Annotated in this window: 18 protein-coding genes; 9 read left to right on the top strand and 9 right to left on the bottom strand. The window is 73.7% G+C overall.

Annotated elements, in window-relative coordinates:
* Positions 1–3: 3 nt before the first annotated feature.
* A complete protein-coding gene (locus tag WMF24_RS41260; protein ID WP_437732943.1) occupies positions 4–1,011 on the bottom strand; it encodes an NAD-dependent epimerase/dehydratase family protein in 1,008 nt (335 codons plus the stop codon).
* Positions 1,008–5,486 (bottom strand): AMP-binding protein, encoded by a 4,479-nt coding sequence (locus tag WMF24_RS41255; protein WP_437732942.1) that lies wholly within the window; start codon positions 5,484–5,486, stop codon positions 1,008–1,010. The genes WMF24_RS41260 and WMF24_RS41255 overlap by 4 nt, the downstream gene beginning before the upstream one ends.
* Positions 5,487–5,856: 370 nt before the next feature.
* On the opposite strand from WMF24_RS41255, the gene WMF24_RS41250 reads away from it, so the two are divergent.
* The gene (locus WMF24_RS41250) at positions 5,857–6,789 is read left to right on the top strand and encodes a deoxyribonuclease IV (RefSeq protein ID WP_437732941.1); all 933 of its coding nucleotides are present in this window, start codon (positions 5,857–5,859) and stop codon (positions 6,787–6,789) included.
* 72 nt (positions 6,790–6,861) lie between these two features.
* On the opposite strand, the gene hutU is transcribed toward WMF24_RS41250, so the two are convergent.
* A complete protein-coding gene (gene hutU, locus WMF24_RS41245; protein ID WP_437732940.1) occupies positions 6,862–8,535 on the bottom strand; it encodes a urocanate hydratase in 1,674 nt (557 codons plus the stop codon).
* Between the two features lie 169 nt (positions 8,536–8,704).
* Here hutU and WMF24_RS41240 point away from each other — a divergent pair, with 169 nt between their 5' ends.
* A complete protein-coding gene (locus WMF24_RS41240) occupies positions 8,705–9,022 on the top strand; it encodes a hypothetical protein (RefSeq protein WP_437732939.1) in 318 nt (105 codons plus the stop codon).
* 27 nt (positions 9,023–9,049) lie between these two features.
* Here the strand turns inward: WMF24_RS41240 and WMF24_RS41235 are convergent, their stop codons facing one another.
* From WMF24_RS41235 to WMF24_RS41220, 4 genes are all read right to left on the bottom strand, one after another.
* Positions 9,050–11,170, bottom strand: coding sequence for a protein kinase domain-containing protein (locus tag WMF24_RS41235; RefSeq protein WP_437732938.1), 2,121 nt, complete (start codon positions 11,168–11,170; stop codon positions 9,050–9,052).
* Positions 11,171–11,174: 4 nt separating this feature from the next.
* Positions 11,175–12,161: a hypothetical protein gene (locus WMF24_RS41230; protein WP_437732937.1), complete on the bottom strand. Its 987-nt coding sequence runs from the start codon at positions 12,159–12,161 to the stop codon at positions 11,175–11,177.
* A 109-nt stretch (positions 12,162–12,270) separates the two neighbouring features.
* Positions 12,271–13,068: a hypothetical protein gene (locus WMF24_RS41225; protein WP_437732936.1), complete on the bottom strand. Its 798-nt coding sequence runs from the start codon at positions 13,066–13,068 to the stop codon at positions 12,271–12,273.
* A gap of 73 nt (positions 13,069–13,141) precedes the next feature.
* Positions 13,142–13,447, bottom strand: coding sequence for a YfhL family 4Fe-4S dicluster ferredoxin (locus tag WMF24_RS41220; protein WP_061610113.1), 306 nt, complete (start codon positions 13,445–13,447; stop codon positions 13,142–13,144).
* 166 nt (positions 13,448–13,613) lie between these two features.
* Between WMF24_RS41220 and WMF24_RS41215 the strand changes: the two genes are divergently transcribed.
* The 6 genes from WMF24_RS41215 to lpdA all read left to right on the top strand — a co-directional run bounded on the left by WMF24_RS41215 (position 13,614) and on the right by lpdA (position 19,358).
* A complete protein-coding gene (locus WMF24_RS41215) occupies positions 13,614–14,339 on the top strand; it encodes a hypothetical protein (RefSeq protein ID WP_437732935.1) in 726 nt (241 codons plus the stop codon).
* 52 nt (positions 14,340–14,391) lie between these two features.
* The gene (locus WMF24_RS41210; RefSeq protein WP_437732934.1) at positions 14,392–15,435 is read left to right on the top strand and encodes a HEAT repeat domain-containing protein; all 1,044 of its coding nucleotides are present in this window, start codon (positions 14,392–14,394) and stop codon (positions 15,433–15,435) included.
* Between the two features lie 136 nt (positions 15,436–15,571).
* A complete protein-coding gene (locus WMF24_RS41205; protein WP_437732933.1) occupies positions 15,572–16,183 on the top strand; it encodes a DUF4149 domain-containing protein in 612 nt (203 codons plus the stop codon).
* A gap of 28 nt (positions 16,184–16,211) precedes the next feature.
* Positions 16,212–16,487, top strand: a complete 276-nt coding sequence (locus WMF24_RS41200) for a hypothetical protein (protein WP_437732932.1) — start codon at positions 16,212–16,214, stop codon at positions 16,485–16,487.
* Positions 16,488–16,605: 118 nt separating this feature from the next.
* Positions 16,606–17,796, top strand: coding sequence for a thiamine pyrophosphate-dependent dehydrogenase E1 component subunit alpha (locus WMF24_RS41195; protein WP_437732931.1), 1,191 nt, complete (start codon positions 16,606–16,608; stop codon positions 17,794–17,796).
* A 155-nt stretch (positions 17,797–17,951) separates the two neighbouring features.
* Positions 17,952–19,358 (top strand): dihydrolipoyl dehydrogenase, encoded by a 1,407-nt coding sequence (lpdA, locus tag WMF24_RS41190; protein WP_437732930.1) that lies wholly within the window; start codon positions 17,952–17,954, stop codon positions 19,356–19,358.
* A 275-nt stretch (positions 19,359–19,633) separates the two neighbouring features.
* On the opposite strand, the gene WMF24_RS41185 is transcribed toward lpdA, so the two are convergent.
* Both WMF24_RS41185 and WMF24_RS41180 read right to left on the bottom strand, forming a co-directional pair.
* On the bottom strand, positions 19,634–20,788 hold the full coding sequence (locus WMF24_RS41185; RefSeq protein WP_437732929.1) for a bifunctional methionine sulfoxide reductase B/A protein: 1,155 nt from the start codon (positions 20,786–20,788) through the stop codon (positions 19,634–19,636).
* Positions 20,789–20,913: 125 nt separating this feature from the next.
* Positions 20,914–21,918, bottom strand: a complete 1,005-nt coding sequence (locus WMF24_RS41180) for a hypothetical protein (RefSeq protein WP_437732928.1) — start codon at positions 21,916–21,918, stop codon at positions 20,914–20,916.
* Between the two features lie 167 nt (positions 21,919–22,085).
* Between WMF24_RS41180 and gloB the strand changes: the two genes are divergently transcribed.
* Complete coding sequence (gene gloB / locus WMF24_RS41175) at positions 22,086–22,841, top strand: hydroxyacylglutathione hydrolase (protein ID WP_437732927.1); 756 nt, start codon at positions 22,086–22,088, stop codon at positions 22,839–22,841.
* The last annotated feature ends 23 nt before the right edge of the window (positions 22,842–22,864 follow it).

The following is a 22,864-nucleotide window of genomic DNA, read 5'->3' as shown; positions in this document are numbered from 1 at the left end:
GACCTACGCCTGCGGCCAGACAACGCCGCGCGCGCGCAGGTCCGCGACGGTGTCCGCCAGCGTCTCGAGAGGGTCGCGCGGCGTCCACCCGAGCTCGCGCCGGGCCTTTGTGGCGTCGAGGTACCAGAAGTGCTGGCCCATCTCCGCCGACACCGGGTCGACCGGCAGATCGAACGGCAGCCGCTTGCGCGCCCGCTCGATGAGGTGCGCGCCCGCCTTCGCGAGCGCGACGCTCCGGGGCAGCCGCAGGGCGGGGGCGGGGACGCCCGAGATGCGCGCGAGGCGGTGGAAGAAGACCTCCAGGCTCATGTTCGCGGCGCCGAGCAGGTAGCGCTCTCCCGGACGGCCCTTCTCCATGGCCAGGACCATGCCGTGGGCCGCGTCCCGGGCGTCGACGAAGGAGAGGCCGCCCGCGGGGATGAAGGGCAGCCGGCGCTCGAGGAAGCTCGCGACGTCGCCCGTCGACGCGCCGTGGACGTCCCCCGGCCCGAGCAGGATGCTCGGGTTGACCGCGACGACCTCGAACCCCGGCCCGCTGCGATCGAACGCCGCGCGCTCGGCGTACAGCTTCGATCGGTAGTACGGCCAGCCGGCGATGAGATCGATCGGCGGGGGCGCCGTCTCGTCGCGGATGTCGCCCGGGTCCCGGCTCACGGCGACGACGCCGCTCGTGCTCGCGATCACCGCGCGCTTCACCCCCGCGTCGCGGCAGGCGTCGAGGGTGATCTTGGTCCCCTCGACGTGGGCCCGGTAGAGCGCCTCGGCGTCCTCGCGGCGCCGCGAGACGCGGCCGGCGCAGTGGAAGAGCCCCTCGCAGCCCCCGGCGGCGGCGCGGACCGACGCCGCGTCGAGGATGTCGCCGCGGCGGATCTCCACGCCTTGTTCGACGAGCGCGAGCGCGGGCGCCTCCGCGCGGCAGAGCGCCACGACGTCGTGGCCCGCCCCGCGGAGCTCGGTGACGAGGTGCGAGCCAAGGAAGCCGGTCGCGCCGGTGACGAGGTAGCGGCTCATGCGAGGTCGAACACCTTCTGGAAGGTCTGGAGGAGGGAGATGTCGTTCGATTTCACGAGGCCCGTCATGAACTCCATCGGGGTCGGCGTGTAGGCCTCGCGGACGATCTTCGTGAAGATCTCCGGCGTGGTCTTGAGGACGCAGTCCGCCTGCTGGATCGGCTTGCCGATCCGCGCCTCGCAGCCGGCCGGATCGATCCGCAGCGTCCACTTTGCCTCCTCCTCCGCGCCGAGCGTGACGTAGTAGGTGATCGGCTGGGTGACCCGCCCGGCCACGTATTTCGCCTCGAGCTCGCGGAACAGGAGCGTGAGCGGGTGCTCCTTCGTGCTCGCCGCCTGGTCGATGCTCTCGACCCGCTTCAGGTCGAGGGCGCCGCCGTCCCGCAGCTTGATCACGGCGAGCTGCGTGAGCTCCGCGACCTTGCGGCAGGCCACCGCGTACTTCATCCCGGCGGTGAGCCGCTTGAGGTCGGCGATCTCGAGCGGCGGCCCGATGCGCGCGAGCAGGTCGCGGCGCACCGGGACGCTGCGCCCCTTCGGCAGCGCCTCGAAGGTGCCCCCCAGGTAGAGGGGGAGGATGTCGACGTTGTGCGTGAGCGCGAGGTGCCCGATCGCCGGCTTGAACTCCAGGATGCTGCCGTCGGGGCTGCGCGTGCCCTCGGGGAACAGCAGCACCGTCCGCCCGCGGTCCAGGATCTCGCCGGTCTGGCGCAGCGCCGTGCGGAGCCCGCCCTTGCGGTCGAACGGCGCCAGGTTCGTGAGGTTCTCGAAGTAGGCGCGCCGCCAGCGGTTGCCCTCGAAGAAGTAGTCCTGGGCCGCCAGCGAGACGATGCCGTCGCCGTAGCTGCCCAGCGCGTACTTCACGAGCCCCATGTCGAGGTGGCTCGCGTGGTTCGAGACCACGATCGTGTTGCGGTTGTGCGGGATGAACGCGCGCCCGTAGACCTTCGGGCGCATGACGTTCCCGTAGAAGCCGGACTGGACCTTGTTCATCCAGTGCTTGGCGAAGTCGGCCACCGGGCGCGGGATGTGGATCGGCTCCGCGCCGGGCGCGTGCTCCTTCGGCTCCATGGCCGTCGCGCCGGCGTCCTGCGCGAGGCTCGCCGCGCCCGCGTCGGCGGACGCGGTCGCCTCGGCGGCGAGGCGCGCGACGATCGCCTTCACCTCGGCGCGCTTCACCTGGCCGGACGCCGTGCGCGGCAGGTCCGCGTCGTGGAGGTGCAGGGCCATCGGGTGGCACGGCTTGGGCAGCGCCTGGATCGCCGTCCGGAGCGCCTCGAGCGCGCGCTCTTGCTGCAGGGCCCACGCGAGCGCCTCGTCTTCAGCGGCGTCCTTCGGGTCGGGCGGCGCGGGGACCGCGAGGCAGGCGACCTGCTCGCCGCCGCGGCCGTTGTCGATGCCGACGATCGCGAGCTCCTTCACGTGATCGACCTTGCCGAGCGTGCGCTCGATCTCGGCCGGGTACACGTGCTCGCCCTTCGCGGCGGTGATGACCTCGCTCTGCCGGCCGACGAGGACGAGCCGCCCCTGCTTGTCGAGCTTGCCGAGGTCGCCGGTGTGGAGCCAGCCGTCCGCGTCGAGCGCCGCCTGGGTCGCGTCGGGGGCGTCAGCGTAGCCCTTCATGACGTTGGGGCCGCGCGCGAGCACCTCGCCCACGCCGTTCGCGTCGGGGTTCGCGATCTTGATCTGCACGCCGGGGAGCGGCTTGCCCACGTTCCCGGGGCTCGCCGCGGGCGAGGCCTTGGCGACGGTCAGGAGCGGCGCCGCCTCGGTCAGCCCGTAGCCCTCGGCGAGCGGCAGGCCGAGCCCCTTGAACACGGCGGCCGTGTCCCTGGGGAGCGCCGCGCCGCCGGAGATGAGGAAGCGGACGTTGCCGCCGAGCGCGTCGTGGACGCTGCCGAAGAAGAGCCGCCCCGCGTTCAGCCCGAAGCGCTTGCCGAGCATGCGGTTCAGCTCCATGGCCCAGTTGAACGCGGCGGCCGCGGCCGGCCCCTGCTCCTTCATCCTGGCGACGATCTTGCGCTCCAGCATCTGCCAGAGCGCCGGCACGCCGACCATCGCGGTGACGCGCGCCCGCTTCAGCCCCTCGCTCACCCGGTCGGCCGAGACCTCGTCGAGGTAGATGATCCGCGCGCCCTGCGACAGCGGCAGGAGCAGGCCGCAGGTGACCTCGAAGGTCTGGTGGAGCGGCAGCACGCTGAGCACGCGGTCGCTCGCCTTGAGCGGGAAGAGCGGGGCCAGGGAGGCGAGCAGCGCGGTGAAGTTGCCGTGCGTGAGCAGCACGCCCTTCGGCTCCCCGGTCGTGCCGCTCGTGTAGACGACGCTCGCGACGTCCTCGCTGCCCACGCGCACGTCCGGCGGCGCGAGCCCGTCGCCCGACGCCGGGCCGAGATCGGCCGCGCGGCCCTCGGGGAAGCCGACGAGATCGAAGGCGTACAGGTTCGGCAGCGCCGCGCGCACGTCGGCGCCGACCTTCGCCTCCACGTCGCTGTCCCAGAGGACGACCTTCGCCGTCGACGAGCGGACGATGGCAGCGAACGCCTTCGCGTCGAGCGCGGGGTCGATCGGCACGGCGACCGCGCCCGCGCGGAGGATGCCGAAGTAGGCGATGGGCCACGCCGGCTGGTTCGCGCCGGAGAGCGCCACGCGATCGCCGCGGCGGACGCCGAGCGCGGCGAGGCGCGCGGCCGTCTTGCAGGCCGCGTCGCGGAGCTCGCGGTAGCTCGTGCGCGAGAGCCCCTCCGGCTCGATCCGCTGGACGGAGAGCGCGTGATCGAAGCGCTCGGCGACCTCGTCGAGCAGGTCGACGAGGCTGTCGTAGGGCCGGAGCGCCTTGATCTCCCGGCGGAGCATGTCCTCCATGATCGGGAAGGCCCACTTCTCCAGGCCGGGGAGGTGGACGTTCCAGATGTAGTCGCGCCAGTCGATCTTCTCGGGCGCCCAGACGAAGCGCGCGCGCTCCTCGGGCGGCATGCGCGCCATGGCCGCGCGCGTGTTGGCGCAGGAGTAGACCCAGTCCGCCTCCGCGACGAACGGCATGAAGACCTCGAGGAGCATGGCCGTCCGCTGCTCGGTCCTGGCGGCGCTCTCCAGCGCGGCGGCGGCCGGCTTGAGGAGGGCGGCGGCGGGGCCGACGCCGGCCGTCTTCAGCAGGCCGCCCAGGCCGCGCAGCGCGCCCTCGATCGCCCGCGCGCCGTGCGCGTTGTACTGCTGCCGGGTGAGCCCGCGCGGCTCGAAGCGCGACGACACGATGTCGAAGAGGGCGGTCTTCTTCCCCTCGAAGACCTGCCGCCGCTTATAGAGCCCGGCGAGCTCCAGGTAGCGCGTCACGCGGCAGCCGTTCGTGTCGGTGGTCCCGTACTGGTACACGGCGGGCGCGCGGCCGTCGATGAGCTCGCAGAGCGAGGCGATCATGCCGCTCGCGACCATGTCGACGGGGATCAGGTCGAGTCGCACGTCGTGGTCGCCCGGGAACTGCACCTGGCCCTTCGAGGCCAGGTAGAGGTAGGGCGCCGAGGTGTTGACCCCCTCGTTCCAGCCGCAGAACGGGAACTCGACGGCCGTCTCCACGACGGCGGGGCGGACGATGGTGAAGGGCAGCCCCGAGCTGGCGAGCACCTGCTCGCCGATGCTCTTCGTGTAGGTGTAGATGTTGGTCCACCCCCAGAAGAGCGCGCGCTCCTTGCCGGCCTCGACGAGCCGGTCCTTGATGAACTTGCGCTTCACCCGGGCGAGCTCGTTCTCGAGCGCGGTGCCGCGGCCCGGCTCGCCGCGCGCGGCGAGGTTCGCCTTGGCCTCGTCGAGGAAGGCGCTCTGCCGGAAGGCGTCCTCGCACCGCTGGCGGGCCTGCTTCACGAGGTCGAGGCACTCGCTGATCTCGCGCTGCGGGTCCCAGTGCGATCGATCGAGCGTCCGCTTCGGGCACGCGGCGCCGAACCACGTCTCGCCCGCGGCGCGGGGGAAGGGGATCTCGGCCGGGTGGTTCTCCTCGATGAGCCCGGAGCGGTACCCTGCGACGAAGCAGGTGCTCGTGTGCATCACCTTGGCCCCGAGGGTCCGCGCGAGCTCGACGAGGTTGCTGACGCCGAACGCGTTGACCTCGAGCGCCTCGTCGAGCGGGGGGTTGAAGTCGACGACGCCGGCGACGTTCACGACCGCGGCGATGTTGCCGGTGAGCTCCCCCACGCGGTCGCCGAGCCCGAGCAGCGGCTGGCCGACGTTGCCGTTCATGGGGGTGATCTTCTGCCGGAGGTACTCCTCGAACGCGGGCCCGGGGTGCTGCTCGCGGATCGGATCGAACACCGGCGAGGTGGCGATCTGCGACCAGAAGCGCTCTTCGGGCGACTGGCCTTCCTTGGCCCGGACGAGCAGATAAATGTGGGCGATCTCCGGGAACCTCGCGAGCAGCATGGCCAGCCAGACCTTGCCGAGGAACCCGGTGCCACCGACCACCACGAGCCGCTTGCCCGAGAGCACGTGCGACGGCACAAGCGGCGGGGCCGCCGCGATCTCTTGGCGGCCAGCTTCACCCGGCGCCCCGGGCTCCACCCCTCTGGCCCCAGCCCCGTTCGTAACACCCATATGGCTCATCGAGACTCCAGGAAGGCCGCTCAATTCGCGCCTGGGCAGGAACGCGTCAAGGGCGAGGTGCCGCGAACCGGGGTTCGCGCCATCCAGGCATGGGGTTTGCTCGCATCTTTGCTCGCAGGATCGGGTCGTCGCGGAGCGTTGGACGCCGTGTTCCGGGGGTCTGCGCTCGCGCGCGCGTCGCGAGCGTCGTGGCAGAACGGGCGCGTTCGGCGCAATGGCTTGCCGGTGCGGGGGATGGGACCCAAGCCGTGCGGCCATGATCTTCGGGGCGCATGAATCCGTGGCCGGCGGTCTCCACCGCGCGATCGCGCTGGCGGGGGAGGATCGCTGCGAGGCGCTGCAGATCTTCACCAAGGTCTCGGGCCAGTGGCGTGAGCCCTCGCTGAGCGCGGAGCAAGTCGCCACGTTCCGCGGCGCGCGCGCGCCCTGGGCCGGCGCGGGTCGGACGCTCGCCCACGCGAGCTACCTCATCAACCTGTGCGCCGACGATCCGGTGATCCTCGAGCGCTCACGGGAGGCGCTGTACCAGGAGCTCGCGCGGTGCGACGCGCTCGGGATCGACTTCGTCGTGTTCCACCCGGGCGCGCACCGCGGCCTCGGCGAGGAGGCCGGCCTCGATCGCATCGGCGAGAGCCTCGCGATTGTGCTCTCGCGGGGGGAGGGGCTCCGCGCGCAGCTCTGCATCGAGAACATGGCCGGGCAGGGGACGACGCTCGGCGACCGCCTCGATCAGATCGCCGCGATGATCGAGCGCGCCGGGCCCGCGGGGGCGCGGCTCGGCGTCTGCATCGACACCCAGCACGCCTTCGCAGCGGGGCACGATCTCCGGAGCGAGGCCGGCTACGAGCGGTTCTGGGGCGACTTCGACCGGCTGCTCGGCATGGACCGGCTGCGGTGCATGCACGTGAACGACTCGAAGGCGGCGCTCGGTCAGCGGCTCGATCGGCACGAGCGCATCGGCGACGGGGAGATGGGGCTCGCGCCGTTCTGGCGCCTCGCGAACGACGCGCGGCTCGCGCGCGTGCCCGCGGTGATCGAGCTGCCGCCGCTCTCCAAGGAGCGGCGCGGCTACGCGGAGGAGATCGCGCGGCTGCGCGCCCTCCGGGGCGCGCCCGAGCCGGCGGCGGCGCCGGTGCCCGCCGGCGCCCGCCCGGCCAGCAAGGACAAGCCGCGCGCCCCCCGCAGGTGACGCTCGCGCCAGCGGAACGCCGCCGGGTGAGCGCGAGGGCCGGCGCGGCGCGCGCGCCCGGCCGTCCACGCGTCACCCCGCCCGGTGCGGCACCCTGACGCCCTTCTCGTCGGCGACGCGGATCGCCGTCTCGTACCCCGCGTCGGCGTGCCGGATGATCCCCATCCCCGGATCGATGGTGAGCACCCGCTCGAGCCTGCGCCGGGCGGCCTCGGTGCCGTCGGCGACGATCACCATCCCGGCGTGCAGCGAGTTGCCGATCCCGACGCCGCCGCCGTGGTGGAAGCTCACCCACGACGCGCCGCCGGCGGTGTTCGCGAGCGCGTTGAGGATCGCCCAGTCGGCGATCGCGTCCGAGCCGTCCTTCATCGCCTCCGTCTCCCGGAACGGCGACGCGACCGACCCGCAGTCGAGGTGGTCGCGCCCGATCACGATCGGCGCCTTCACCCGGCCGGTGCGCACGAGCTCGTTGAAGGCGAGCCCGACCTTCGCGCGATCGCCGTACCCGAGCCAGCAGATCCGCGACGGCAGCCCCTGGAACGCGATCTTCTGCTCCGCGAGCTCGATCCAGCGCCGGAGATCGGGGTCGCCCGGGACGGCCTCGAGCACCGCGCGATCGGTGGCGAGGATGTCCTCGGGGTCGCCGGAGAGCGCGACCCACCGGAACGGGCCCTTGCCCTGGCAGAACAGCTCGCGCACGTACGCCGGCACGAAGCCCGGGATCGCGAACGCGTCCTGGCAGCCCGCCTCCATCGCGCAGGTGCGGATGTTGTTGCCGTAGTCGAACACCTCGGCCCCGCGCCGCCGCATGGCGAGCATCGCGTCGACCTCGATCCGCATCCCCTCCTTCGCGCGCGCCACGTACTCCCCGGGGCCTTTGGCGCGGAGCTCCGCCGCCTGCTCCAGCGTGAGCCCCGGCGGGACGTAACCGACCAGCGGATCGTGCGCGGCGGTCTGCTCGGTGACGAGGTCCGGCGTGACGCCGCGGCGCACGAGCTCCGGGTAGACGTCGGCGGCGTTGCCGCAGACGGCGATCGAGCGCGGCGCGCCGCGCCGGACGCTCTCCAAAACCGCGTCGAGCGCGCGGTCGAGATCGTCGATGCGCTCGTCGACGTAGCCGGTGCGGAGCCGCTTCTCGATGCGCGCCGGATCGATCTCGACGCCGAGGCAGGCCATGCCCGCCATGGTCGCTGCGAGCGGCTGCGCCCCGCCCATGCCGCCGAGGCCCGCGGTGAGCACCCAGCGCCCGCCGCCCTGGACGCGCGCCGCGTGCGCCTTGCGCGCGGCGACGAACGTCTCGTAGGTGCCCTGCACGATGCCCTGCGACCCGATGTAGATCCACGAGCCCGCGGTCATCTGCCCGTACATCGTCAGGCCGAGCGCCTCGAGCCGCCGGAACTCGTCCCACGTCGCCCACCGGCCCACGAGGTTCGCGTTGGCGAGGAGCACGCGCGGCGCGTCGGGGTGCGTGCGGAAGCGGCCCACCGCCTTGCCCGACTGCACGAGGAGCGTCTCGTCGTCCTCGAGCTCCCGGAGCTCGCGGACGATCACGTCGAACGCCTCCCACGATCGCGCGGCCTTCCCGGTGCCGCCGTACACGACGAGATCGTCGGGCCGCTCCGCGACCTCCGGATCCAGGTTGTTGTGGATCATCCGGAGCGCGGCCTCCTGGATCCACCCCTTGCAGCTCCGCTCGCTCCCGCGCGGCGCGCGCACCACCCGGGCCCCCTGCTCTCCGGTCGCCATGCTGTCGTGTACTCCAGCCGCCCCGGATCGACCAGCAGCCGCGGCGCGACGCGCGGCGCGTGGCGCAAGCCTGCTCGGCGAGGCTTGTCGCTCTCCAGGGCAGCCGGCTTCGTCCGAACCGGAGTATGCTCGCCCCGGGCGCGCGCAGCGCCCCTGTCCGGGAGAGCCCATGATCTCGAGGATCCGTTCGGCCCTTGCGCGTTGCCCCGTCGGGGCCCTTCCTCCGCTCGCGGCCCTGGCGCTCGCCGTCGCGACCACCGGGTGCGACAAGGTCGGGTGCTTCGAGTGGACCGAGCTCGAGGGGGCCTGCCCCTCCCAGGCGGAAGCGCTCGAGTACTTCGGCAGCGACGCGTGCCAGGGACCGGTCGAGTCGGTGGACAGCGAGCCCGACTACGACGGGGACTACTGCTGTTACAGCATCACGAAGCGCGAAGAGTACGCGCTGTGCTCCCCGTTCGACGGGCGCTCGCCCTCGCCGGCCCCGTAGCCCGCTGACGGCTCGGGACGTCGAGAGCTAGGGCTCGTCCAGCGCATCCCTGGCGAGCTCCTGGAGCGCCGCGAGATCCCGCGCGGCCATCTCCTTCACGTCGCTCACGTCGCTCACGTCGCTCACGTCGCTCACGTCGCCCGGAGCCCCGCGCGGGTAGGCGAGCGCGACCTCGCCGTCGTGGAGGTAGAGGTGCTGGCCGTCGATGCACCCGTGCGCGCCCCCCGCGGCGTGGAGCGCCGCGATCGCCTCGCCGAGGCGCGCGCGCTGGCCCCGGGTCAGCGCGCGCCGCTCGTCGGCCAGCGCGCGGCCCAGGGGCAGCGCCACCCAGATCTCGCCGGCGGCGAGGTCGACCCGCAGCACGCACGGCAGCGCCGCGTGACCGGCGCGCGCGAACGCGCGGGCGCGCGCGAGCGTCGCGTCGTCGAGCTGCAGCACGAGGACGTCGCGATCGAGCCAGGCGTCGCGCCATCGCCCCTCCGTGTCCCGGCCGTCGCCGACCTCCAGGGTCGCCGCGAGCCGCGCCGCCGTCGAGGGCGGCGCTTCGCTCGCCCGAGGCCGCGCGCTCGCGCGCGACCGCTGCGGCCGCGCGCGCTCCGGCCAGGAGAGCGCGGTGAGCGCGCGCCGCGCCTCGAACGCGTCGGCGGGCCGCGCGGCCGGGTCCTCCGCGAGCAGCGCCGCCACGACCGCGTCGTGGGCCGACGTGAGGTCCGGGTGGACCTCGCTCGGCGCGGGATCGAGCAGCCCGGCCACCGCCGGGGCGGGCGGCTCCCCGGTGAGCAGCTCGGCGAGCACCGCGCCCACGCCGTACAGGTCGCTCGCCAGCGTCGCCGGCCGGCCCATGCGCTGCTCCGGCGACATGTACGCGAACGTCCCGATCGCGCCGGCCGTCGCGGTCGTCGAGAGGTCGCCGAGGTGCGCCGCGCCGAAGTCCGCGAGGTGCGCCGTCCCGACCTCGTCGAAGAGCACGTTGCTCGGCTTCACGTCGCGGTGGAGGATGCCGAGCCGGTGCGCCTCGCCGAGCGCGGACAGGAGCGCGCACGCGATCTCCACGGCGCGCGCGGGCGCGACCGGCTCGCCCCGCAGCCGCTCGACGAGGGACCCGCCGGCCATCCAGGCGAGCACCATCGCGGGCCCCTCCGGGTGGTACGCGCGGAGCGCGACGACGTTCGGGTGCCGGAGCTGGGCGAGGGCGCGCGCCTCGCGCTCGAACCGGAGGAGCGCGTCGCGGCCCGCTCCGAACGCCGCGCCCGCGAAGATCTTCACCGCCACGCGCTCCGCCGTGATCCGGTCGCGCGCCTCCACCACGCGCGCGTGCGGCGTGGCCGTGACCTCGCGCAGCGTCTCGTAGCGCCCGAAGAGGAGCGGCCCCGCTGCGAGCGGCCCGGCGGCGGGCGCGCCGGGCCCCGGAGCGCCGACGCCGACGTCGGGCGGCGGGAGCGACTCCGGACCGGGCGTGCCGCGCTGGGCGATCTCCTCGCGCACCGTCCGCGCGGCGTCGTCGAGCCCGAGCTCGCCCAGGCACCTGGAGAGCAGCGGCAGCGCGCGGGCGCGCTCCGGCGCGTCGGGCGGCAGCCGCTGCAGCGCCCGGACCGCGGCCTCGGCGCGGCCGTGGCGCGCGAGGAGCTCGCCGAGCGCGAGCCACGCCGCCGCGTCGTCCGGGCGCCGGCGGAGCGCGGCCTCGAGCACCCGCGCGCCGTCCGCGGGGCGGCCGGCGAGCTCGAAGCTCTCGGCGGCGCGGCGCGCGTCCTGCGCCGCCGTGAACGCCTCCGCGGCCGCGGCGTGCGCGCCGAGCGCCGCGAACAGCGCGCCGGCGTGGCGGGCGAACCCGCGCGCCGCGAGGTCGGCGGCGACGCGCAGCGCGGCGTCGCGGGGCGCCGTGGCGGCGACCAGATCGAGCGCCTCGCGCGCGAGCGCCTCGTCGCCGCCGAGCGCGGCCATCAGGGCCGCGCGGGCCGGGTCCTCCGCCGCCAGCGCCTCGCGGGCGGCGCCGACGAAGTCGCACGCCCGCTCGAGCAGCTCCGAGGCGCCGGCGTGATCGCCGGCGGCCACGAGGAGCGCGGCGCCGCGGGCGCGCTGCCCGATCGCGGCGAGCTCGGCCGCGCGCCGTCGCAGGTCCTCGAACGCCACCCCGACGTCGGCCGTCAAACCGTCAGTGCGCGGCGATGCGGGCGCGGCCGATCACGGAGAGATCGAAGCGCACCTCGCCGAGGTCGATCCCCGAGGCGCTGAACGGCACCTGCCGCGTGCGGTGCACGGCCAGCGTCGCGTCCGCCGGCAGGGGCCCGAGCGTCGACGGATCGAGCAGGGAGCCCGGGATCACGCCCCGCCCGGTGTCCTTGAAGGCGCACCGCACGGCCGTGCCGCGCGCGGACGTCACGTCGACGTAGATGACGTCCCGCGACCGGCCCGCCTCGGCGCCCTCGTCGGCGCGCCACTGGACGACGGCGCCCACCCCGGCGTCGAGCTGGACACCGTCGGCCAGATCGGCGTCGCCGACCCGCACCTCCTCGGGGCCCGCGGGCGCGTCGGCCTCGAAGGAGAACCGATCGAGCAGCCCGGTGCCGGAGCTCTCGAAGACGTAACGCGCCGGCGCCGGCAGATCGCTCGTGGCGTCGCGCGACGTGTAGAACACCCCGAAGACGAGATCGCCCACGTCGGGGAATGCGCGGGCCGCGAGCGGCATTGCCGCGCTGTCGGTCCTCATCGTCACGTCGCCCGCGTCGAGGAGCTCGATCGGCCCGATCGCGCTCAGGCTGGTCGCCGCCTCGTCGCCGGCGGGCGAGAGGACCATGCAGCTGCCGGCGGACGGCAGATCGAAGGTCGAGCCGACCACCCGCTCGGCGAGCTCGGGATCGGCCGCGGAGGAGAGGCGCATGAACTTCGCGGAGACGTTGGTGACCGAGCCCGCCCCCTCGACGGCGGCGCTCGGCAGCGCCGCCTCGTCGAACTCGACGGCCGAGGTCGTCCAGGCGTCGTCCCGGCTCAGGTTGATCGCGCGCTCGACGCGGACGACCCCCTGGGTGACCACCCCGCTGGCGTCGGCCGCGTCGTCGCCGGCGACAGGCGCCGAGCAGCCGATGAGAGCCGCACCGGCGAGGACGAGGCATGAGGTGGAGAGGGCGCCGTTGGGACGCATAGATCCGAGTCTAAGGCCGGTCCTCCGGGCGGGCAAGCGCCTGCGCAGGCCACAGAAAATGCAAGAAAATCCGTGCGGTTGACGTGCCCGCGCCGCGGTTACGGCCGCGTCAGAAGGTGACCGTGAGACCGCCGCCCGGAACGACGGTCCCCTGGTCGATCGAGACCGGAGCGCCGGCGATCTCGCCCCGGGCGTGGTGGTAGGTCGCTGTGGCCTCCAGGGCCACATGCACATGGCGAAACCCGCCGCGCACGCCCAGCACGAACCCGACCCGGAGGTGCTGGCCCGACGCGTCGACGAGCGGGCCCGCGGTCGCGCCGGCAGCGGGCAGCCGCACCTCGCCGCCGAGGAGCTCGAACCCGAGCCGCGGGCCGAACCACAGCGCGTAGAGGTCCGCGTCCGACCGGAAGCCGAGCAGGACGGGGACGTCGATCCCCGCGCCGTGGACGTCGCTCCCCTCGGAGCCGGGCCCGCCCGCGAAGAGCGCCGAGGCGCCGAGGCCGACCGACAGGGCCGACGCCTCGCCGAGCGGGAACGCATGGCGCCCGTCGAGCCGGAGGGCGCGCCCCGTGTACGCCAGCCCCGCCTCGTTGTCGCCCTCGATCCCGACGCGCGCGCTGGCCCAGGGCGCCACGCCGGGCGCCACGGCGATCTCGGAGAGCTTGCGCCGCGCGGCGTCCTCGGTCGCCGCCGGACCGCCGCCGGCGCTCGCTTCCCCGTCGGGCGGGGCGGCCGTCGCGCCGGCGAGGACCATCGCGCCGGACACGCCCGCGCCGAAGCTCACCGTGCCGGGACGGAGCACGTGGGCGGGATGGAGGAGCGGTCCGCCGCCGTGGCAGCCCGCGCACGCGAGCGCAAGGAGCCCTGCGGCCCAGCGCCGGATCACGGGGCCAGCCGGGTGCAGCATCGAACCGACGGAGCCATCGGAGCCATGACGAGCGCGGCCCGGCTGGCGGCGTGATGTGGATCGAGAAGCGGCGCTACTTGCGGAAGCGCGAGGGGTAGTCGTTGGCGGCGGCCCGCTTCTGCAGATCGGCATCGTCGGGGTGGAGCTTGATGGCGCGCGCGATGAGGGCCTCCTCGGTCTCCACGATCTGCGGGTTGGGCAGGCAGCACTCGACGGGGCACACGGCCTGGCACGCTTCGTGGTCATAGAAGCCGACGCATTCCGTGCAGAGCTCCGGATCGATCACGTAGATCTCATCGCCCTCGCTGATGGCTTCGTTCGGGCATTCCGGCTCGCAGGCGCCGCAGTTGATGCAGTCTTCAGTGATGTAAGTCGCCATGACCTTCGCTTCATTCTCCGGGGTCAACCCCGGTCCGCTCGTTTGTAGAGGCCAGGCAGCAGGGTGTCAATTCGGGCGGAACGTGGCGTCGGTTCCGCGCGCCAGAGCCGCGCGTATCGCGCGCTTGCGCGCGGGCGCCCCTGCCGGTACTAAGCGGCCCTCCTCGATGCTCCGCCTCACCGGGCCCGCCCCCCTGCTCGTCCTCCTCGGCGTCTCCTCGCTGCTCGCCGGGTGCGGCCCGCAGATCGGGGATGAATGCGTCACGTCGCTCGACTGCATCCAGCAGGAGCAAGAGCTCTTCTGCGACACCACCCAGCCGGGCGGCTACTGCACGAAGTTCAACTGCGAGCCGAACAGCTGCTTCGGCAGCAGCGTCTGCGTCGCGTTCAACCCGGTGCTGGATCAGGCGTGCAGCGCGCTCGAGAACGTCCGCTGGCCGCGGTTCGAGCGGACGTTCTGCATGGCCACGTGCGACGACGACGACGACTGCCGGGGCGGCTACGCGTGCGTGCCGCTGCGCGCGATCGGCGATGCCGCGGCGACCGCGCCGGGCGAGCGCAACGCCGTGATCATCGACAGCGATCCGGACGGCTGGAAGGCATGCCTGCCGCAGCCGTCCTCCTCGCCGAGCGCGTCCGGCGAGCCGCCGGGCGACGCCGAGGGCACGCCCGGGATCTGCGGGGCCGCTCCGGAGCAGCCCGCGTGGACGCCTTACACGCCCGGGTCTTCCGGTACGGGCGAGGGCGGGGCCGGCGGCGCGGGCGGGGCCGGCGGCGCGGCCGGCGGCGCGGCGGGCGAGGGCGGCGCGGGCGGCGCCGGCGGCACCGACGACGAGGGCGGCGCGGGCGGCGCGGGCGGCGCGGGCGGCGCCGGGGGCGCGGGCGGAGGCTGATCGCCGCGCGGTCGATCCGGCGTCGCGCGTCGGCCGTGCTAGCGTTGGCCGCGTGTTTGGACCGGCCCCTGCAAAGAGGACGCTCGAGGCCGCGCTGCGCGACGTCGGATCGCAGAAGCCCGCCGTGCGCGTGGAGGCGGTGACCGATCTCGTCCCGTATGCCGCGACGGCCCGGGAGCAGGTCCTGCGCGCCGTCGAGGGCGCGCTGCGCTCCGATCAGCACGCGGCGGTGCGCGCGGCCGCGGCGATCGCGCTCGCCGACACGAAGGCGGTCGAGGCGCTCCCCGCCCTGCTCCTCGCCGTCGAGGACGCGGACCCCCACGTCCGGCAGATGGCGATCACGGCGCTCGGCGAGATCGGCGACGGGCGCGCCACCGGCCGGCTCCGGCGCGCCCTCGCGGACGAGCGACCCGAGGTCCGCTTCCAGGCGGTGATCGCGTTCCCGCGCGTCTGCGCGCAGCGGGCCGACGCGATCGACGCCGTCATGCAGGCCACGCACGACGGCGATCCGCTCGTCTGCCACATCGCCCTGCGGATGTTCGAGGAGCTCGGGGAGTCGACCGGCGACCTGCCGCCGCTCGCCCTGGAGCGGACGCGGGCGCTGCTCGGCCATGCGTCGCCGCTCGTCCGGGCAGCGGCGGCGGTCGTCGCCGCGCGCTTCGGCGATCCGACAGGCCACCCGGTGCTCGTCGAGATCGTCGAAGGAAAGCTCCGCGGGGTCGACCACGAGGACGAGGCCGCCGCCATCGAGCTCTGCGGCGAGCTCGGCCTGGACGCCGCCCGGGGCGCGCTGGAGCGGCGCGCGTTCGGGCTCAAGATCGGCTTCGGCCGCGACCCGCTGCGCTGGCACGCGCGCGTCGCGCTCGCGCGCATGGGGCACGAGCGCGCGATCCGCGAGATCCTGAGCGAGCTCGGCGCGTGGGACCGCCACCGCCGCACGCTCGCGGTCGCGGCCGCCGGTCGCGCCCGCCTCAAGGCCGCCCGCCCGGCGATCGCGGCGATGCAGGGCGACGACCGGAAGGCCGACCAAGGGGCCGTCGAGGAGGCGCTCGCCGCGATCGCCGCCGAGGGGGCGGGGACGGCGCCCGGCGACTGAGCCGCGCCCCATGCGCCGCGCCGCTCGTCGGCCGGGCCGCGCGGGGCATGCGGCGCGGGCGAGGTTGGCGTAGAGGGACGGAGCCAACCGCGGGCAGGTCGCCGGGACGCCGCGCTGCCCCCACCGAGGTGGATGCATGAACGACGAAGCGCAGTTCAGCGAGGCCGACCTCGCCCCGGGACCCGAAGAGCGCGCCGCGGCGCGCCGCTTCCTCATCGACCGGGTGGCCGCGAGCGTGGCCGCGCTCGCGGCGGGCGCCTGGGCCGGCGGGATGGTGGCGCTCGGCGCGTGCGCCGCGCCGTTCGTCTTCCGGCTGGCCCCTGCCCCCTTCTCGGGTGACGCGATGAGCGCGGCGTTCGCCCGCTTCGATCAGCTCGCGCTCGGCGCCGCGGTGATCCTCCTCGGCGCGGAGGTGGCGCGCACCTGGGCGGCCGGGCGTCGCGGCGCGGGCCGCGCGGCCCGCGTGCGCCGCGTGGTCGCCATGGTGATGGCCGGCTGCGCCGCGTACGTCGGCCTGGCGCTCACCCCGCGCATCGCCGCGCTCCACCGCGACGGCGTCCAGCGCGGCGAGGGGGAGCTCGGCATGGAGCTCGAGCGCGTCCATCGCCGCGCCGAGCTCGCGGGGCGTGCCGAGGTGTTCCTCGGCGCGAGCCTCGTCGTGCTGCACGTCTTCACGCTCGGCGCGCGCCGCCCCGACGAGGACGACGACGACGAGGCGGCCGCGCCGCTGCCGCCCGGCCCGCGGTGACGCCGCGCCCACGACAGGGAGAGACCCCATGCCGCGCGACAACAAGCTGTACAGCGGCTTCGTCAACCACGATTACATCCTCACCTTCTCCATCGCCGACGAGGCGAACCGGGCGCGCCTCGTCGCGCTCTGCGCCGGACCGTGGCAGGGCGACGAGGTCACGCCGGGCACCTGGGAAGTGTCCAACACGCTGAGCCCGGACGAGATGGAGCGCGCCATCCTCGAGCTCATGGGCGACACCGACCGCGCCGCCTATTACTACCTTTCCGACAGCAAGCGGATGTTCCGCGTCCTCCTCGGCTGAGCGTGGGCGCGGGGGATGTGAGCCGCTTCGCTCCGGCGGGCGATCAGGGCGCGAGCGCCCGTCCCGGCGGGCCGATGGCGCCGCGATCGCCGCCGTTTCGCGGTATGGTCGTCCGGTCATGAGCGAGCTGGAAGCCACGCCGCCCGGCGCCACGACGAGGCCCGCAGCCGACGCTCCTCCTCCGTCCGGAGCGGCGGGAGCGGAAATGGCAGCGGACGACGAGGGCCTGCTCAGCGTCCTCCGCGACGACGGGTCGCTCGACCCCGCGACCGACCCCGGTCTGGACGACGCGCTGCTGCTGCGCGCGTACCGGGAGATCAAGCGCCTCCGGCTGCTCGACGCGCGCATGCTCCTGCTCCAGCGGCAAGGGCGGGTCGGCTTCTACGGCGCGTGCACCGGCCAGGAGGCGACGCCGATCGCCACGGCGCTCGCGCTCGAGCCCGGCGACTGGATCTTCCCGGCGCTCCGCGAGAGCGTGATGATGCTCGTGCGCGGCTTCCCGCTCCGCACCTACGTGGCCCAGGTGTTCGGCAACGCGGGCGACCTGCTCAAGGGGCGCCAGATGCCGTCGCACATGAGCGGCCGGCGCGTGAACCAGGTGTCCTGGTCGAGCTGCATCGGCCCGCAGATCCCGCAGGCGGTCGGCGCCGCGTGGGCGGCGAAGCTGCGGCGCGACAGCACGGTGGTCGTGGGGTTCATGGGCGACGGCGCGACGAGCGAGCCCGACTTCCACAGCGCGATGAACTTCGCGGCCGTCTTCAGGGTGCCGTGCGTGCTGATCTGCCAGAACAACCACTGGGCGATCAGCGTGCCGACGGAGCGGCAGACGGCGTCCCGGACCATCGCCATCAAGGGGCGGGCCTACGGCGTCCCGTCGGCGCGGGTGGACGGCAACGACGTCATCGCCGTCTACCGCGCCGTCTCCGCGGCGGTCGCGCGGGCCCGGGCCGGCGGCGGGCCGACCTTCATCGAGGCGCTCACCTACCGCGTCGGGGCGCACTCCTCGAGCGACGACCCGAGCCGGTACCGGTCGCAGGAGGAGGTCGATCGCTGGACGAGGCGCGACCCGCTGCTGCGCCTCGGGCGTCACCTCGCCGCCCGCGGCCTGCTCGACGACGCCGCGGAGGCCGCCCTGGAGGCGGAGCTCAACGCGGAGATCGCCGCCGCGGTCGCGGAGGTCGAGGCGATGGACCCGCCCGCCCGCGAAACGCTGTTCGACGACGTCTACGCGGAGCTGCCCTGGCACCTGCGCGACCAGCGCGCGGAGCTCCTGCGCTCCCCGAAAGCGCCGGCGCACGGCGGGCGCTGAGAGGATTTCCCCTCGGTGCGAGGTCGTGTAAGCCCGCCGGACCCCAGGGTACGGCTCGCGGTCGCGGGCGCGGCCTCAGGGCTGGTCAGCGAGGGGCTTGCCTGGCCCACCCCGGCGCCCCTATTCCAGTCTCCGAAGCGCACAAAAGGACAAGGATGAAGACCTACGACGCAATCGTCATCGGTGCCGGCCCCGGCGGTTACCCCTGCGCCATCCGGCTGGCTCAGCTCAAGCAGAAGACGCTCTGCATCGAGAAGGAGCAGCCCGGCGGCGTCTGCCTCAACTGGGGCTGTATCCCCTCCAAGGCGTTGATCTCCGCCGCCCACCTCTACGAGAAGTCGCAGGCCAGCGCCTCGATGGGGATCAAGGTCAGCGGCGTCGAGCTCGACGCCAACGCGATGCAGGACTGGAAGGAAGGCATCGTCAAGAAGCTCACCGGCGGCGTGAGGTCGCTGCTCAAGGGCAACGGCGCCGACCTGCTCACCGGCACCGCGACGATCGTCGGGCCGAAGCGCGTGGACGTGACCCTGCCCGACGGCTCGGTGGAGCAGATCGAGGCGACCAAGGGGATCGTCATCGCGACGGGCTCGACCACCATCGAGATCCCGACGTTCAAGTTCGACGGCGACGCGATCATCGGCGCGAAGGAGGCGGTGAGCCTGCGCCGCATCCCGAAGCGGCTGCTCGTGATCGGCGGCGGCGTCATCGGCCTCGAGCTCGGCATGGTCTACCAGGCGTTCGGCTCGCAGCTCACCGTCGTCGAGGCGCTCCCGGACCTGCTCACCGGCGTCGACCCGGACTGCACGAAGATCGTCGAGCGCAAGATCCAGAAGCGCGGCGGCACGATCTACAAGAACGCCAAGGCGCTCGGGTACGAGAAGCAGAAGGACGGCTCGGTCGGGGTGAAGATCCAGATCGAGGGCAAGGAGCAGACGATCGTCGTCGACACGGTGCTCGTCGCCGTGGGCATGCGGCCGAGCTCGAAGGGCCTCGGCCTCGAGAAGGTCGGCGTGACGGTCGATCAGCGCGGGTTCATCCCCACGGACAAGACGGGCCGCACCAACGTGCCGTCGATCTACGCCGTGGGCGACGTCAGCGGCCCGCCGCTGCTCGCGCACAAGGCCACCAAGGAGGGCGAGATCGTCGCCGAGGTCATCGCGGGCCACAAGGCCGAGAAGGACTGGGTCGCGATCCCGGGCGCGATCTTCACCGATCCGGAGATCGCCACGGTGGGGCTCACCGAGGCGGAGGCGAAGGCGAAGGGCCTCGAGATCAGCGTCGGCAAGTTCCCGTTCGCGGCGCTCGGCAAGGCCATGGCCATGAACGAGACGGAGGGGTTTGTGAAGATCGTCGCCGACAAGAAGACGAAGCAGGTGCTCGGCGTCCACATCGTGGGGCCGGAGGCCAGCACGATGATCAGCGAGGCGTCGCTCTCGCTCGAGATGGCGGCCTTCCTCGAGGACCTCTCGCTCACGATCCACCCCCACCCGACCCTCGGCGAGTCGCTGATGGAAGCCGCCGCCCACGCGATGGGCGCCGCCATCCACATCGCGAACCGCTGAGCGCGCCGCACCGGAGCCGCGGCGGCCTGCGCCAGGGAGGCGGGGCCGCCGGCTCCCACGGGCGGGGACGCTGATCCCGGGAAGCGCCGCCCGACCCGGGAAAGACCAGAAATGAACCACAGAGGCACAGAGGGAGAGAGAAGATAAAAAATTCTCTCTCTTCCTCTGTGCCCTCTGTGCCTCTGTGGTTCTAACTCTCTTTCTCTCCGAGCTGCCGCGCTAGCGCCCGCCCACCGGCTCGATCGCGAGCCGATGGGCCAGTCGTCACCGCCGCGTCAGTCGCGCATGTAATGGCACGTGTACCCGCCGGGGTACTTCACCAGGTACTTCTGGTGGTACTCCTCGGCGCGCGTGAACGGCCCCGCCTCCACGATCTCGGTGACGAGCGGCGCGCGCCACTTGCCGCTCTGGTTCACGCGCGCCTTCACCTCCTCGGCCACGCGGCGCTGCTCGGGCGTCGTCACGAAGATCGCCGAGCGGTACTGCGTGCCGACGTCGTTGCCCTGGCGGTTGCGCGTCGTCGGGTCGTGCATCCGGAAGAACCACTTCTCGAGCAGCTCGGCATAGGACAGCTTCGCCGGGTCGAAGACGATGCGCACCGACTCGGCGTGGCCCGTGGCGCCCGTCTTCACGTGCTCGTAGGTCGGGCTCTCCGTGCGGCCGCCCGTGTAACCGACCTCCGTCTCGAGCACGCCGGGGATCCCGCGGAGGAGCTCCTCCATCCCCCAGAAGCAGCCGCCCGCCAGGATGGCCGTCTCGAGCGTCGTCTGGCAGCCCGGGGCCTTCCCCGGCGCCGGGACGGCGCACGCGTTCGCGCCGGCCTGCGCCTCGGGCGCCTTGCCCCCGCCCTCGAACAGGGCGCGGTAGGCGCCGTACCCCTCGGCCTCGAGGCGATCCACCGGGATGAACCGGAGGGACGCGGAGTTGATGCAGTAGCGCAGCCCGGTCGGCGCAGGGCCGTCCTCGAAGACGTGCCCGAGGTGCGAGTCGCCGTCCCGGGAGCGGGCCTCCGTCCGGACCATGCCGTGGCTCCGGTCGACGCGCGCCACCACCCGCTCCGGCTCGACCGGGCGCGTGAAGCTCGGCCACCCGGTGCCCGAGTCGAACTTGTCGAGCGATGAAAAGAGCGGCTCGCCGCTCGCGGCATCCACGTAGAGGCCCGCCTCGTGGTTGTTCCAGAACGCGTTGCGGAACGGCGGCTCGGTCGCGTCGCGCTGGGTGACCTCGTACGCGAGCGGCGTGAGCCGCTTGCGCAGCTCCTCATCCGACGGTTTGCGATAGCTTCTGTCCGACATCGTCACAGCCTCCTTGGACCCGAGAGCAACCTCGCCCGCCCGCCCCGCGTCGCCAGCGCGCCGGCACGCGAACGAGGCGGCGCACCCGACGAGCAAGAGCGCGAAGAGAAGACGAGCAGCGCGGAGCCAATTCATATCCACCTGGCCTGCCGGAAGGGTAGCGTAACCATCCCTCCTACGCCGCGCAGCGCCGTCGGTTTCGCCCCGCCGATGCCGATCGCGCGGCCGGCGCGCGGATGCGCGCTGCGCCGGGCTCGGCGTTACGGGCTGCCGCTCTCGAGCGCGGCGTCGCCCTCGGCGGCGCGCCGCTCGAAGCAGTCGTCGGGGATCGCGCGCGCGCGGCGGACGAGGCGGGTCGCCCCGATGAACGCCGTGGTCACCGGATCGTGGTAGCCGCTCGCCCCGTGCAGGCCGGGGACCGCGCGCTGGTAATGGCGCGCGACCCGCTCCATCAGCGCCTCGCGGACGTACTTGCCCACCATCGACGCCATCGCGACGCAGAGATCCGAGGCGTCGCTGTCGCGGACGAACGCGATCTCGCCGAGCCCGGGGAAGCGGTAGGCGCTGCGGGCGCGGCCCTCCTCGAGCACCGCGTACAGCCGCCCGGAGAGCGGGCCGAAGGCGGAGCCGTACTTGCCGAAGCCGCCGACCTTGCCGCAGACGGCGAAGACCTCCGCGCCGGCGAGGCCGCCGAGCTCGAGGATGAGGCGCTCCATGGCGTGGAGATCGAGCAGGAACCGGTTCTTGCCGGCGCGCACGCCGTCGTTCATCCGCTTCGCGCAGAGCAGCATCGAGCGCACGGCCACGATCTCGACCCCCTTCTCCGCGAGCTTGTCGAGGTCGCGGCCGATCGCGCGCATCAGCTTGTCGGGCGCGGTGAACGCCTCGCCCTCGGTCGACCAGCACTGCTCCTCGACGTGGCCCGGGCAGAGCGCGCGCAGCGCGGCGCGGTCGTCGAGCGCGACGGCGTGGAGCAGCTCGTCCACCGACGACGCGGCGCCGGGCGCCCCGGCGCGGCCGCAGCCGCGGGCGACCAGGGCGCGGGTCCACGCCTCGCCGAGCGAGACGTCCCCGTGCGCGACGAGCTGCTTCGAGTCGCCGAGCCGCTGGGCCAGGGCGCCGCGGGGCGCGCGGCCGGCGGTCTCCCAGCCGGCCTCGGTGACGCGCGAGAGGACCGCCGTCACCACCATCGGACCGAGTCGCGGGCCAAGGCCGTTCTCGTCGACGCCGATGCGGTAGCGAATGGAGGTCTCGGCCGACGCCATGCCCGCCCCTTGCCACACGCCGCCGCCCGCGTCACGGCGCGAGGCGACCCGCCAGCGTCATCCCGCGCGCCGCTTCGAACGAAGTCGACAAGCGCGAGTCATTGCGGTCTCCGCCTCCAGTTTTTCTCCGGAGCGCACCGCGAGCGCCGCGATATAGTTCGCGCCCGATGCGCATCATCCCCGTCCCCTGCCTCAGCGACAACTACGCCTACCTCGTGGCCGCGGACGGCCGGAGCGAGGCGATCGTCATCGACCCCTCGGAGGCCCCGCCGGTCATCGAGGCGCTCGAGCGCGAGAAGCTCAGCCTGGTCGCCATCGTCAACACGCACCACCACCACGATCACGTCGGCGGCAACGAGGCGCTCCGCCAGCGCTACGGCGACCTGCCCGTCTACGCGCACTCGAGCGACGTCGGCCGCGTGCCCGCGCAGACCGAGCGCGTCGAGGAGGGCCAGCCGGTCCGGGTCGCCGGCCTCGAGCTGCGGCCGCTCCACGTCCCCGGGCACACGCTCGGCGCCGTCTCCTACTGCGTCGACGACGCCGTGTTCACCGGGGACACGCTCTTCATCGGGGGCTGTGGCCGCATGTTCGAGGGCACCCCGGAGGGGATGCACGCCTCGCTCTCCAAGCTGGCCGCGCTCCCGGGGCGCACGCGCGTGTTCTGCGGTCATGAGTACACCGTGAACAACCTCCGTTTCGCCGAGACGGTCGAGCCCGAGAACGAGGCTGTCCGCGAGAAGCTCGCGGCCGCCCGCGCGGCCCGCGAGCGCGGCGAGCCGACGGTGGGGAGCACCATCGCCGACGAGCTCGCGACGAACCCGTTCCTGCGCTGCGGCGAGCCTTCCGTGCAGGCGCGATTCCCGGGGGCCACGCTGCCCGACGTGTTCGCCGCCGTACGGCGCGCGAAGGACAATTACCGCTGAGTGACGGCGTGGCGCGCGGCCGT

Source organism: Sorangium sp. So ce1335 (genome assembly GCF_051521615.1).
GTDB lineage: Bacteria > Myxococcota_A > Polyangia > Polyangiales > Polyangiaceae > Sorangium.
Note: the sequence above shows the minus strand (reverse complement) of the source record. Positions and strands in the feature narration are given on the sequence as shown.

What these genes read in the sequence shown, in the direction of transcription:
- WMF24_RS41195 (WP_437732931.1), top strand. Translation starts at nt 16,606, where the DNA reads ATGAGCGAGCTGGAAGCCACGCCGCCCGGCGCCACGACGAGGCCCGCA.
- WMF24_RS41185 (WP_437732929.1), bottom strand. Translation starts at nt 20,788, where the DNA reads ATGAATTGGCTCCGCGCTGCTCGTCTTCTCTTCGCGCTCTTGCTCGTC.
- WMF24_RS41205 (WP_437732933.1), top strand. Translation starts at nt 15,572, where the DNA reads ATGAACGACGAAGCGCAGTTCAGCGAGGCCGACCTCGCCCCGGGACCC.
- WMF24_RS41200 (WP_437732932.1), top strand. Translation starts at nt 16,212, where the DNA reads ATGCCGCGCGACAACAAGCTGTACAGCGGCTTCGTCAACCACGATTAC.
- lpdA (WP_437732930.1), top strand. Translation starts at nt 17,952, where the DNA reads ATGAAGACCTACGACGCAATCGTCATCGGTGCCGGCCCCGGCGGTTAC.
- WMF24_RS41250 (WP_437732941.1), top strand. Translation starts at nt 5,857, where the DNA reads ATGATCTTCGGGGCGCATGAATCCGTGGCCGGCGGTCTCCACCGCGCG.
- WMF24_RS41260 (WP_437732943.1), bottom strand. Translation starts at nt 1,011, where the DNA reads ATGAGCCGCTACCTCGTCACCGGCGCGACCGGCTTCCTTGGCTCGCAC.
- WMF24_RS41240 (WP_437732939.1), top strand. Translation starts at nt 8,705, where the DNA reads ATGATCTCGAGGATCCGTTCGGCCCTTGCGCGTTGCCCCGTCGGGGCC.
- gloB (WP_437732927.1), top strand. Translation starts at nt 22,086, where the DNA reads ATGCGCATCATCCCCGTCCCCTGCCTCAGCGACAACTACGCCTACCTC.
- WMF24_RS41225 (WP_437732936.1), bottom strand. Translation starts at nt 13,068, where the DNA reads ATGCTGCACCCGGCTGGCCCCGTGATCCGGCGCTGGGCCGCAGGGCTC.
- WMF24_RS41215 (WP_437732935.1), top strand. Translation starts at nt 13,614, where the DNA reads ATGCTCCGCCTCACCGGGCCCGCCCCCCTGCTCGTCCTCCTCGGCGTC.
- WMF24_RS41230 (WP_437732937.1), bottom strand. Translation starts at nt 12,161, where the DNA reads ATGCGTCCCAACGGCGCCCTCTCCACCTCATGCCTCGTCCTCGCCGGT.
- hutU (WP_437732940.1), bottom strand. Translation starts at nt 8,535, where the DNA reads ATGGCGACCGGAGAGCAGGGGGCCCGGGTGGTGCGCGCGCCGCGCGGG.
- WMF24_RS41180 (WP_437732928.1), bottom strand. Translation starts at nt 21,918, where the DNA reads ATGGCGTCGGCCGAGACCTCCATTCGCTACCGCATCGGCGTCGACGAG.
- WMF24_RS41220 (WP_061610113.1), bottom strand. Translation starts at nt 13,447, where the DNA reads ATGGCGACTTACATCACTGAAGACTGCATCAACTGCGGCGCCTGCGAG.